Source organism: Alkalibacillus flavidus (assembly GCF_040545925.1).
GTDB lineage: Bacteria > Bacillota > Bacilli > Bacillales > Alkalibacillaceae > Alkalibacillus > Alkalibacillus flavidus.
The window spans coordinates 41603-54528 of sequence record NZ_JBEPMX010000015.1 but is presented as its reverse complement, the minus strand read 5'-3'; the positions used below and the strand labels follow the sequence as shown (position 1 = coordinate 54528).

At 39.0% G+C, this 12926-nt stretch carries 13 protein-coding genes; all 13 read right to left on the bottom strand.

The genetic code is table 11. The features are described 5' to 3' along the window. Window positions 1-186: 186 nt before the first annotated feature. Window positions 187-486: a site-specific integrase gene (locus ABID56_RS12080; protein WP_354221569.1), complete on the bottom strand. Its 300-nt coding sequence runs from the start codon at window positions 484-486 to the stop codon at window positions 187-189. Window positions 487-658: 172 nt separating this feature from the next. Then, entirely contained in the window at window positions 659-1438 is a 780-nt protein-coding gene (gene spo0A, locus ABID56_RS12075) for a sporulation transcription factor Spo0A (protein WP_354221567.1), read from the bottom strand. A gap of 215 nt (window positions 1439-1653) precedes the next feature. Continuing rightward, a complete protein-coding gene (gene spoIVB / locus ABID56_RS12070; protein WP_354221565.1) occupies window positions 1654-2733 on the bottom strand; it encodes a SpoIVB peptidase in 1080 nt (359 codons plus the stop codon). Window positions 2734-2901: 168 nt separating this feature from the next. Next, window positions 2902-4623 (bottom strand): DNA repair protein RecN, encoded by a 1722-nt coding sequence (recN, locus tag ABID56_RS12065; protein ID WP_354221563.1) that lies wholly within the window; start codon window positions 4621-4623, stop codon window positions 2902-2904. Window positions 4624-4640: 17 nt separating this feature from the next. Beyond that, on the bottom strand, window positions 4641-5090 hold the full coding sequence (gene ahrC, locus ABID56_RS12060) for a transcriptional regulator AhrC/ArgR (protein WP_354221561.1): 450 nt from the start codon (window positions 5088-5090) through the stop codon (window positions 4641-4643). A 22-nt stretch (window positions 5091-5112) separates the two neighbouring features. Next, the gene (locus ABID56_RS12055; protein WP_354221559.1) at window positions 5113-5934 is read right to left on the bottom strand and encodes a TlyA family RNA methyltransferase; all 822 of its coding nucleotides are present in this window, start codon (window positions 5932-5934) and stop codon (window positions 5113-5115) included. Between the two features lie 5 nt (window positions 5935-5939). Next, window positions 5940-7832: a 1-deoxy-D-xylulose-5-phosphate synthase gene (gene dxs / locus ABID56_RS12050; RefSeq protein WP_354221557.1), complete on the bottom strand. Its 1893-nt coding sequence runs from the start codon at window positions 7830-7832 to the stop codon at window positions 5940-5942. Between the two features lie 68 nt (window positions 7833-7900). Further along, complete coding sequence (locus ABID56_RS12045) at window positions 7901-8497, bottom strand: hypothetical protein (protein ID WP_354221555.1); 597 nt, start codon at window positions 8495-8497, stop codon at window positions 7901-7903. 709 nt (window positions 8498-9206) lie between these two features. Beyond that, a complete protein-coding gene (locus ABID56_RS12040) occupies window positions 9207-10079 on the bottom strand; it encodes a polyprenyl synthetase family protein (RefSeq protein WP_354221553.1) in 873 nt (290 codons plus the stop codon). Next, window positions 10076-10312: an exodeoxyribonuclease VII small subunit gene (gene xseB, locus ABID56_RS12035; RefSeq protein WP_354221551.1), complete on the bottom strand. Its 237-nt coding sequence runs from the start codon at window positions 10310-10312 to the stop codon at window positions 10076-10078. The genes ABID56_RS12040 and xseB overlap by 4 nt, the downstream gene beginning before the upstream one ends. Then, window positions 10284-11663 (bottom strand): exodeoxyribonuclease VII large subunit, encoded by a 1380-nt coding sequence (xseA, locus tag ABID56_RS12030; RefSeq protein ID WP_354221549.1) that lies wholly within the window; start codon window positions 11661-11663, stop codon window positions 10284-10286. Before xseA ends, xseB begins: the two co-directional genes overlap by 29 nt. 5 nt (window positions 11664-11668) lie before the next feature. Next, on the bottom strand, window positions 11669-12529 hold the full coding sequence (locus ABID56_RS12025) for a bifunctional 5,10-methylenetetrahydrofolate dehydrogenase/5,10-methenyltetrahydrofolate cyclohydrolase (protein ID WP_354221547.1): 861 nt from the start codon (window positions 12527-12529) through the stop codon (window positions 11669-11671). A 12-nt stretch (window positions 12530-12541) separates the two neighbouring features. Continuing rightward, a complete protein-coding gene (gene nusB / locus ABID56_RS12020) occupies window positions 12542-12922 on the bottom strand; it encodes a transcription antitermination factor NusB (protein ID WP_354221545.1) in 381 nt (126 codons plus the stop codon). Between the last annotated feature and the right edge of the window lie 4 nt (window positions 12923-12926).

Sequence of the window (12926 nt, the reverse complement as noted above, 5' to 3'; positions counted from 1 at the left end):
AAGCACGCACTATCTAATCAAGAATAGCGAAAAAGGGCTGGCAATCTTATGTATTTTTGATTGCAAAACTATGTATTTTTCTCTTGCAAAATACAAGTTGATACAATAATTAATGCTTTTTTCATAATTATCCCCTCTCATTATTATAATTTTTAGTACTAATTAACTACCCTCCTTTCTATTAATTTACACATTATCATTTTTTACACTCTCTCCAATGTCTTGCCTTCTATCTTGATAAGTTTTTTCTAAATACTTTTCATTAGAAGTAATGGTGTTGTATTTACCTCGTTCTTTCAGGTACTTAATATAACTTCTAATGTGAAAAGTTTTTATTTTATCCACTTCATTGATCTCATGTTCATGATGTACATAATGTAGAAATAATTTTAGTGATTGATCATAACTCTTGAGTGTTTTTGGACTCAAATTTTTAGCATCACATTGCAGCATAAAATGATCCAAACTTAACAATAATCGTTTCATAAATGTAAAAAGCCTCCTTTTATTTTTGGAACACACCAATAAAAGAAGGCATAAAATTCTAATCAAATAAAGATTATATTAGTTGGTTTATAACCCTTATTCTTGATATTAGTCGGTATTTATTTTTATTTTCCATTTGTTTCCTCATCGTGTGAGATGCTATCATATCAGCTTATCCCACTTTATTCTCTAAACGCAACTTGTCTGCAATCATCGCAATGAACTCTGAATTAGTTGGTTTGGCTTTCGTCATGCTTACCGTATAGCCGAAAATAGCTGACAATGAATCAATATTGCCTCTATTCCATGCGACTTCAATCGCGTGGCGGATCGCTCTTTCTACTCGGGATGCGGTCGTATTATATTTTTTCGCAATGTCTGGATACAATACTTTCGTAATCGACCCAAGCAATTCGATATCATGATAAACCATGCCAATGGCTTCGCGTAAATATAAATATCCCTTAATATGAGCAGGAACGCCAACTTCATGAATAATCGATGTAATATTTGAGTCAAGGTCAAATTGTTGTGGTTGTGTTTCATTTGTAGCAGGTTTGAATGGTGTGTATGGTTTAGATCCAGCAATATTTAAAACTTGATCCTTAAGCATGTCGAGATCAAAAGGCTTTAACATATAATATGTAGCCCCTAACTCAACAGCCTTTTTCGTCACGGATTCGTGGCCAAAGGCTGTTAACATAATGACTTTAGGTACTTTGTTCAGCGACAATTCGCGCAGTTTCTCCATAACAGCTAAACCATCCATATGTGGCATGATGATGTCTAAAATTAAAACATCAGGCTCCTTTTCTGCCACAACATCCAAGCATTCATTGCCATTATAAGCTGTCCCAACTACCTCTGTTTCCATCACCTCGTCAAAATGCTCCTCCAACATGTGGACAAGATCTCGATTATCGTCCGCGATTGCGACTTTGATTTTTTCCATCATATTCCCTCCTATAAATTTTCACTTTATATCTTCCTCATATATTCCATTCGACAGTTAGACTTATTTTCCTTTTTTAAAAGTGAAATTCTTGAGATTTTTTCATATTTAATAACTTTAAATCCATAATTCGACAATTAACTAATGGTTTCGACATAATTTTTAATCTCTATAAAGAAAAACCCAACGCGTGTCAACCGCATTGGGTTACCTTATTAGCTAGCCTGTTGTTGTTCTGATTCTTGAATGGTAAGGCCTGCTTCTTCTAACATCCATTCTAAATGGACACCATAACCACTCGTCGGATCATTTAAGAAGACATGAGTGACTGCGCCAACAATACGCCCATCTTGTATAATAGGGCTCCCGCTCATCCCTTGCACGATACCACCAGATGCTTCAAGTAACTCATCGTCTGTCACTTGAATAACCATCCCTTTCGTCTCAGGATTTTTAGATGGGACACTGCTCACAATTTCAACATCAAAGCGTTCAACCTTTTGACCGTTAATGACGGTTAACATTTGCGCTTTTCCTTCTTTAACGTCACTAGCTCTCGCAATCGGTATAGCGTCGAACTGTTCATCTTTTAAAAACTCATCAGATTTAATTTCGCCATAAATACCGTAATCCGAATTTTTTTGAATCGTGCCTATGCCAGGTCGTTTTTTCGGAATGCGGGCGCGTTTTTCACCCGGCGAACCACTTTCACCTTTATTAATCGACGTCACGTCCGAGAGCACAATATGACCATCAAAGATATCAAGTGGCTTTTTCGACTGTTGATCAGCTATAACATGCCCTAATGCTGCATATCGTTTACTTACAGGATCATAAAACGTTAACGTCCCTATTCCTTCTGTCGCATCTCTAATATACAATCCTAATTTGTAAATGTCTTGATTTTGGTCTTGAACTGGGGTTACTTCAATCGGAAAAATCTGTTCCTTTCGTTTAATTAACAATTGTATTGGATCAGCTTGTTTTTCATACTGTGTCATGATCGTTTTAAACGACTGCATATCGTCAATTTTATGACCATTTAACTGAAGAATAATATCCCCTGTTTCGATTCCAGCTTCTTGTGCTGGTGACTGATCTTCAGAAGATGACACATCACTAAATCCGGCTACAAGCACACCTGAAGAATGTAACTTAATGCCTAACGATTGGCCACCTGGAATCACTTCTTCAACAGGTTGTAATGATTGGGCTAACACTGGTTGGGGCAGTGTAAATGGAAGAACAAATGAAACAAGGAGAATGATGTGTAATGCAATGCGTGAACGGCTCAATATTATGTCACTCCTCATTTCAATTAAAATTTAAGCGTTAATGTTAATTTGAGCCGATTAAATACTTTTTAAACGGGAAAAGTAAAGACAATATAGTTTAACATTTCCTTGTTTACACCTAATTATGTCAGTATATCGCTTAAACAAAACAAAAAAGCTAGGCATTGCCTAGCTTTTCATCGATTCAGCTTGTTTTATTAATTCTTCAGCATGTTGAGTCGTCGTTTCAGTTAGTTCTCCGCCTGAAATCATTCGGCCGACTTCATCAATCGCTTCTTGGTCACTCAACCGTTGGACAGAAGATGTCGTAAAGCCTGATGATGATACATCTTTTTCAATAACATAATGATGATCGGCTATAGCGGCAACTTGTGGCAAATGTGTTATGCAAAGAACTTGCGATTGATCCGATATACGGTGTATTTTTTGTGCTATTGCTTGAGCAACGCGACCGCTAACACCTGTGTCCACTTCATCAAAAATTACACTCGTAATGCCTTGGTGTTGTGATAAAATGCTCTTAATCGCTAACATAATTCTAGAAATTTCGCCGCCTGACGCTACTTTATGAAGTGGTTTTAACGGTTCCCCTGGGTTCGTCGTAATGAGAAACTGAACGAGGTCTAATCCTTGTTTCAACAATTTAATGTTTTGATCTCGCCATTCAACCTCGCCTAATTGTGTCGTAAAGGAGACGTCAAATTGGGCTTTTTCTAAATACAGATCTTTTAACTCAGCTTGAATAGCTTGAGATAACTCTTTAGCAATATCAAGGCGCAACTTATGTAAATGATCAGCTTCAGTCACAGCATCTTTCTGTGCCTCTTTAATATCACGTTCTAATGATTGCAAATGTGTATCTTTATTTTCTAACTGTTCTAGCTCTTCTTCCATTTCAGCCATTCGTTTCATCAAGCCGTCAACTTCTAAGCCATATTTTCGCTTCAATCGATTCAATTCAAACAAGCGTGTTTCTATTTCATCCAAGCGGTTAGGTTGAAATTCTAATTCGTCCACTCGATTACGTAAATCAAATGACAATTCTTCTAATGAGTAATAATTGGTTTTGAGTTGTTTGGACAACTGAGCAAACTCATCATCGACATCTTCTAATGACTCAAGTGCAGTCATTGCATGGCCTAAAAAGTCTAATGCATGGCTTTCACCCGATAAGGCTTCGTATGCTGAATTTAGCCCATCGAAAATACGTTCATAATTCATTAAATGTCGACGCTCTTCTTCTAATGTTTCATCCTCATGGGGTTGCAATTGAGCGTCGTTCAGTTCTTGCCATTGAAATGTTAATAAATCAATTTTTTGCGCAACTTCTTGTTCATTATGCGCCAGTTCATCGTATTTACGACGGAGAGATTGCATATGGTCATACAACTCTTTATAATGCGCTTTCGTTTCTTCAATTCGTTCGGGGTCAAATTGATCGAGTAATGAAATGTGGCTATCGGGATTCATCAACGATTGGGTTTCATGTTGACTATGGATATCGATCAAATGCCGACCAAGTTCTTTTAAGACAGCTAACGTAATGAGCTTCCCGTTAACTTTACAAATACTTTTTCCCTTAGACGTAATACGTCGCTCTATCACAATGCTACCTTCATCTTCGTCTGTCGGTAAATCAAATTCATCCATCACTTGTTGAGCTAAATGCGTATGATTATCTATAAAAAACAAGCCCTCAATAACTGCTTGATCAGCTTGATGCCTAACGTAGTCAACAGAAGCACGTGCTCCAGCCAATAGTTGAATCGCATCAATGATAATCGATTTTCCCGCTCCAGTTTCACCTGTTAAAACGGTTAACCCATCATTAAAAGTAAGCGACACTTCATCAATAATGGCAAAATCTTTAATCGTAATTTGTGCTAACACAATCGCCACCTCATATTCTAAAGCATTGTCATAAATTCATCGTAAACTGCCTCACTATGCTCTGGTGTGCGGCAAATAATTAAGCACGTATCATCACCACAAATGCTGCCCATAATGTCTTCCCAGTCTAATTGATCAATTAAGACACCGACAGCTTGTGCATTTCCTGGCACTGTTTTAAGCACAATGAAATGATCCGCTCGATCAATGGATACAAAGCTTTCAATTAGTGTTCGTTGCAATTTTTCAGTCGGATTCACTTTTGTATCGCCTGGCAAGCTGTATTTATAGCCACCCGTTCGTGTCGGTACTTTAACGAGCTGCAGTTCTTTAATATCGCGCGAAATCGTAGCTTGTGTCACATCATATCCTAGATCCTGAAACGTTTGGACGAGTTCATCTTGTGTTTCAATATCATATTTATAAATTAAATCTCGAATCTTGAGTAAGCGTTGCGTTTTTTTCACTGTTTCCGTTCACCAACTTTTCTTATGTTCGATTGTTAAAGTCTTGGTGTGCTTCTTGAACTATGTCATTAATGATCGATGAATCGACCTTTTTAAATTGATGGTCCTGAAACCATTTGGCATGTAATAAAAATTCAATGTTACCATCGCCACCAGTTATCGGTGAGTAATCTAAGTTTTCAATTGAGAACCCTTCTTGATAAATGAAGTCAAGAACTGTTTCGACGACATCATGATGTGTTTGTTTATCACGTACAATGCCCTTCTTCCCGACAGCATCTCGACCAGCTTCAAATTGTGGTTTAATTAACGCGACAATATCGGAACCGGATTGGACGATGGTTTTAACGACAGGAAAGATAAGCTTGAGTGAAATAAATGACACGTCTGTAACAGCCATCGTCGGTAAACCATCGTTAAAATCGTCAGGTGTCACGTAACGAAAATTCGTGCGTTCCATAACATGTACGCGGTCATCTTGTCGTAGTGACCAATCTAATTGGTTATAACCAACGTCAATAGCGTAACTTGCCTTTGCACCATGTTGTAATGCACAGTCGGTAAATCCACCTGTCGATGACCCAATATCTACGATAATTTGGTCGGTAAGATCTAATTCAAAGCGTTTAATCGCTTTTTCAAGCTTTAAACCACCACGGCTAACGTAAGGAACAGCCTTGCCTTTCACATAAAGATTAATCGCTGCATCCACCTTAACGCCAGGTTTGTCTAATAACTCATGATCCGTGTAAACGAGCCCCGCCATAATCGATCGTTTGGCTTTTTCCCGAGATTCAAAATAGCCTTGTTCAACTAATAGTGTATCTAAACGTACTTTTCCCATGTTTCTTAAGCTCTTTTCTTTTGTGTTGGTACAATGTCTTTAATTTCTTGCGTAATCGCTTCAACTGTAAGACCGACTTCTTCTAATAAGTCGTTCACACCGCCGTGTTCGATAAAACGGTCTGGAATACCCATACGCGAAATATATGGGAACGGTAATTTTTCAGTTTCGAAAAATTCTAAGATGGCACTGCCAAATCCGCCTTGTAAGGCATGTTCTTCAATCGTTAGGATGGGTAATTTTTCTTTCGCAATTTGATGCATCATATCATGATCTAACGGTTTAATAAAACGAGCGTTCACGACACGAACGGATACGCCGTCTTGCTCTAACGCTTCAGCTGCTTCTAAAGCACGTGGAATCATCGTGCCAAATGTTAAGACAACTAAATCATCGCCCTCTTTTAACACATCCCACTGACCCATTGGAATCAGATCATAATGACCTAATACCGGTTCATCACTCGCATTACCTCGTGGGTAACGGACAGCCATAGGGCCATCATCATAGTTAACAGCTGTATAAACCATGTTCTGCCCTTCTTCTGCATCTTTAGGCATCATGATTTTCATGTTTGGTAAATCGCGTAAAAATGATATATCGAAGACACCTTGGTGCGTTTCACCGTCAGCTCCGACTAATCCAGCACGGTCAATCCCGAAAATAACGTTCAAGTTCTGACGACAAACATCGTGTACCACTTGGTCAAACCCTCTTTGTAAGAACGTTGAGTAAATAGATAAAAACGGCTTCATACCTTGAGTGGCAAGACCACCCGATACGGTCGTAGCATGTTGTTCAGCAATGCCGACATCAAACAAACGATCAGGATAAGCCTTTCGGAAGTCTTCAAGTTTAGAGCCGACTGTCATAGCAGGTGTTACAGCTACAATACGACGATCATGTTTAGCTAAATCAATTAATGTATCGCTGATCACTTTACTCCACGCTTTACCTGAGGACCCTTTCTTCATCGATTCACCGGATTCAATTTTATATGGGCCAACACCGTGCCACGTTCCAACTGTATCATTTTCTGCTGGGTGGTACCCTTTCCCTTTCGTTGTCAGGACATGAATAATTATTGGACCGTCCGTCTTTTTCGCATAATCGATTGATTTAAATAAATCATCAAAATTATGACCATCAACAGGACCATAATACGTAAAGCCAAGTTCTTCAAAGAACATACCCGGTACAACTAAATATTTCATGCTGTCTTTAATCCGCTCAGCTGTGTTTGCAATTCGTCCGCCAACAGATGGTATTTTCTTCAACAAGAATTCTAATTCGTCTTTCACCCAATTGTAGCGCTGGCCACTACGGAGGCGAGCTAACATATTATGCATCGCACCAACATTTGGCGCAATTGACATTTCATTATCATTTAAAATAACAATCATATTTTTTTGTTCATGACCAATATGGTTTAATGCCTCTAACGCCATACCACCTGTTAAAGCGCCATCACCAATAATTGGGACAACATGATGGTCTTCTTCTTTGACATCACGAGCAATCGCCATCCCCATGGCTGCTGATAGTGATGTTGAGCTATGGCCGGTTTCCCAAATATCATGTTCGCTCTCGTTACGTTTAGGGAAGCCGCATAGACCTTGATATTGTCTTAACGTATTAAATTGATCCATTCGACCTGTTAGCATTTTATGAACGTAGGTTTGGTGACCGACATCCCACAGAAATTTATCTTTAGGACTATCAAACATTTGGTGGAGTACCAATGTTAATTCCACGACACCTAAATTCGGCCCTAAATGACCACCTGTAATCGATAAATTCTCTATTAGAAATGAACGAATGTCTTCACTTAAATGTTCTAATTGCTCAGTCGATAACCCTTTTATTTGCGATGGATGATGAATGTTTTGAAGATCCACAGCGGATCACACACCTTTGTTATGATTTTCTGTTTTAGTTAGACTAAAACGGTTACAATTATTATGTACTAACGGTTTTTATCTTTATTATTTTTAGCCGGTAAAATCCGTATATGTAATGTATCTTCAATAAACGCCGTCAATTTCCCTGCAAAAAGCACTAAATTTGTCGACATTCGTACAGCAAATGATTTACCTAAAGCTTTACCGCCTACAGTTAAAGCTGCAACGAAACTTGTGAAAATAATACCAATTACAAATTGTATATTATTTGTATCACCATTGGATATAGCTGTCGCAAGTTGAATGACGACTAATGTTGAAGCTGTACCACTAATAACACCTGCAATATCACCAATCACATCGTTACAAAATGTGGCAAACTTATCGGCGTTCCTAACAATACGAATAGCATTTTTCGCACCATATACTCGTTCGGAAGCCATAGAATGAAATGGCACTTCACTTGCTGCTGTTGCCGCAATCCCTAGCATGTCAGCTGATACACCGATTAATACAATGACTACCACGATGACAAAACCAACTGTCCAACTAACACCGCCTAATATACCTTGTGATACAAGTGAAAAAATGGCCGCTAACACAAACGTGATAACGGCAATTCCAATTGAAAACTTTATTGAATCTCTTAATATTTTAATCATCGCTTGACCTCTTAGTCTATTGTGTTACTTACATGTTCTTCTACATTATGTATAGAAGGGATGGTCATTTAAAAGGTAAAAATTGCGACTTAGGTCCAGTAGGTTTTCCCAGACCGTTACCGTGTGTTGCCACTACGGCGGTTCCCCTTTAAAACGGTCTCAGCCACGTTTCCATAGGCCAAACTGGATTACCACTTAGTACGCACTATAATCCCTTTTAAATGTCTAATGGAACAGTCTAGGAGTTTTCCTCGGCAGCCTTTGACCGCTTCCTAGCCTCTTTTGCAGTCCCTATTTCATACAACGTTTCGAAATGCTCTAAATCGCTGGCCACACGATAGAACATATTATGGTTGTAATCCCCTAGACACCACTCAAGGCAGGCTACGCTGCAGATAACGAATTCCTCGCTATCATGCAGGTTCATACCCCACTTCATCCCTCGTAACCATGATCACGAGACACAAATATGGGCCTCCACGGAAGTAGGGTCAACGCCCACATGCCATTGCGGATCGCCCTACAACCTTAACTCCCAGCATCGACCCAAGGCTGGGCGCCTCAAGCCAACACCAGGAACTTCATCGATATGCCCTTTGGCGGATTTTTAGGCCCGCCTTCAGAAGCGGAGGACCGACTAGAATACTGCACCATCCCTCTAGTTAATTATATTTTATCACATTGCTATATAACTCACAATTCTTAAACCCTAGTGATTACGGCGCCCAAATAATTGAATAAACGCCTGTAGTTCATCATGGTTTACATTCGCTTCTTGAAGCGCTTTTGTCGCTTTATTCATGCATTCGTCACGCCATTTCTGCGCCCCTTCTAACCCTAATAAACTTGGGTAGGTACTTTTTTGGAGCGATTCATCACTACCGACAGGTTTTCCTAACGCTTCTTCATCACCTGTGACATCTAATATGTCGTCTTGTACTTGAAAAATCAAACCTAAATAACTAGCGTACCGATCTAGAGATTCAATTTGTGGGGGAACAGCGCCACCTAAATACGCCCCTATTTTCACTGCGGCTCGTATTAAAGCACCAGTTTTAAAGCGATGGATTGTCTCTAATTCATCTAAAGATACAGTTTGATTTTCAGCCTTTAGATCAAGGTACTGTCCTTGTATCATTCCATCGAAACCACTAGCTTGACTCAACTGTTGGGTGACGTAGACTTTTTCTTCTGCAGCTAAATGCGGACTATTAGAGATAATTTGGAACGCATACGTTAAAAACCCATCCCCAACTAATATAGCTGTCGCCTCATCATATTCTTTATGTATAGTTGGCATGCCACGTCGGAGATCATCATCATCCATCGCCGGTAAATCATCATGAATTAACGAATACGTATGAATGAGTTCTAGGGCTAGCATCACGTCAATAATTTTGTCGTCATCGTTTGAAAAAGCGTTAAATGCCGAATGTAATAATATTGGTCGTAATCGCTTACCACCAGCTTTCACAGCATATTGAACAGCATTTTCAAAATCGTTTGGTAATGTCATGCTAGTTAATCGATCATATAACCACTTATCTAGATTGTGTCTTTTTGTCTCAATATCGATTGTCACTCTGATTCGTCCTCCACAGTAAAGGTAGTAGTATCACCATTTTGATTCATAATCTCAGCCATTTCATTTTCAACATTCTTCAACTTATCATGACATACTTTCGTTAATTCCATGCCGTCTTTGTAATATTGAATGGCTTTTTCTAGCGGAACATCACCTTGTTCTAACTGTTCCACAATTTTATCTAACCGTTCCATAGCTTGTTCAAACGTTAATTCCGTTTTCTCCTCCATCATCTTCATCCCTTTCCTCAATCGTATTAATTTGACAGTATAATAATCCGTCAGCTAGTGTCACATCAAGTGATTCGCCAGCTGAGACATCGTCAACAGAGCGTACGATATCTTGGCTTTGATTATATGGAATAGCATATCCACGTTTCATGGTATTGAGTGGACTTAAAACATTTAATTTATCAACGACACGATCTAGTCGATGCAAGTGATGTTGATAATTAGACGTCATGGCATGCTTTAATTGTGTTTGCCGTGTTGTTAATGATTGATTACGTTCTTTAACAAGTTGTTGTGGTGAATTAGCATAGAGCCGTTCTTGCTGTTTTGCTAGTTGCTGAGTTTGATTATAAACAAGTTGTTTCATATTACGATTTAATTGATTGATGGCTTTATCTAAGTCTTGTTCTTTCTGCTGTGTTAAATGAACGGGATACTTAAAGGCGTAGGCATTTTTCAGTCGATCTAAACGATCTCGCTGACCGTTGATTTTATAAGTCATTAATTGCTGAAAACGTTGGTGTGTCACTTTTAGGTGCTGAAATAATTGGTCTTGAGATGGAACAGCTAATTCTGCTGCAGCTGTTGGAGTAGGGGCACGCAAATCTGCAACAAAATCACTTATAGTAAAATCTGTTTCATGACCGACTGCAGAAATGACCGGAATACGAGATGCGTCAATAGCACGTGCCACAACTTCCTCATTAAATGCCCACAATTCTTCAATTGATCCGCCACCTCTTCCGACAATTAACGTATCAAAATCACCGATTTCGTTTGCAGCGTGAATAGGGTTAGCAACTGATTGCCCTGCCTGTTCACCTTGTACAGAAACAGGGAATACAATTCGTCTCGCTTGAGGATACCGGCGATTAATCGTTGTTAATATATCTCTAACAGCTGCACCTGTTTGTGATGTGATGACACCGATTTTATTCGGATATTGCGGGATAGTTTTTTTATGTTCATCATCAAACAATCCTTCAGCAGATAATTTTTCTTTTAACTGTTCATAAGCTTTATACAATGCCCCGAGGCCATCAGGTTCCATTTTGTGAACGTACAATTGGTATTGTCCTGACCTTTCATAAACACTGATGTCCCCTTGAAGCAACACTTTCATACCATCTTCAGGTTTAAACGTTAAAGACTGATTGTGAGAGGCAAACATGACTGCAGATATCCTCGCTTGATCATCTTTTACGGTAAAATACATATGCCCTCTTGAATGGTGTTTAAAGTTGGATATTTCACCTTGCACTAACACTTGTCTTAAGTGGCGGTCTATATCGAATTTCTTTTTGATATATTTGGTTAATGCTGTGACAGTCAAATATTTAGGCTGTTCCATACCGTTCAATCCCCTTCATTCATTAAACGTTTCGCTGCTTTAACCGTATTATAAAGTAACATCGTAATCGTCATAGGACCGACACCTTTAGGAACTGGCGTTATAAAACTGGCGTGTTGCTGTAAATCATCAAAATTAACATCGCCTAACACCTCACCAGATGGTTGGAATGAATTACCGACATCGACTACAACCGCGCCTTTTTTCACGTCTTGTTGACCAATTAAATGTGCACGACCAACGGCGACAATTAAAATGTCAGCTTGCGATGTATAATACGACAGATCTTCTGTTTTTGAATGACAATATGTAACAGTCGCATCTTGATTTAACATCATTTGCCCAACAGGTTTTCCAACAATATGGCTACGACCAACGATCACAACATGTTGACGTGCAACATCAATTCCGTAAAAATCGAGCAATTTCATAATGCCAAAAGGCGTACATGGGTAAAAGGCATCTTCACCGACAGCTAAACGCCCCATATTGATAGGGTGAAAACCATCAACGTCTTTCTCGGGTGAAATTCGCTCCAATATAGCATGATCATTAATTTGTTCTGGTAATGGAAGTTGGACGAGAATGCCGTGTGTGTTGGGATCATGATTTAAATGATCTATGATACGAAGTAGTTCGTCTTGTGTAATCGTTGACTCGCGTTGAATGATATCGGCTTCCATACCGATTTTTTCGGCTGCTTTTTTCTTAATACGCACGTACGTTTGCGACGCTGGGTGATCTCCGATAATGACAACAGATATCTTAGGTGTGATTCGTTGATCTTTTAACTCTGTTACAGTTTGTTGCAATTCATTGCGAATATGATTGGCAGCTGGTAGTCCGTACATTATTGTTGTATCCATTGCTATCACCTTCTATTGTTCCGTCAGTTTAGATAATACGCCGTTGACGAATTTACCTGATTGATCATCGTGAAAACGTTTAGCTAATTCAACCGCTTCATTTACGGCGACTTTATACGGCGTTTCTTCAACGTATCTCATTTCATAAACAGCAATACGTAGTAGCGCCTTTTCAACAGCCCCGATTCTTGAAAAACTCCAATGTTCTAAATGTTGATCAATAGCGGCGTCAATTTCTTCTTTATGATCAATAACTCCTTTAACGAGCTGCGTTGCAAATGGAGTCACGTCTTCATCCATCACTTTCATTAAATTTTCTTCTTTCACGTCTTGATTAATATCAATTTGAAATAATATTTGAAACGCTTTTTCGCGACTATGCTTTCGACTCATGATA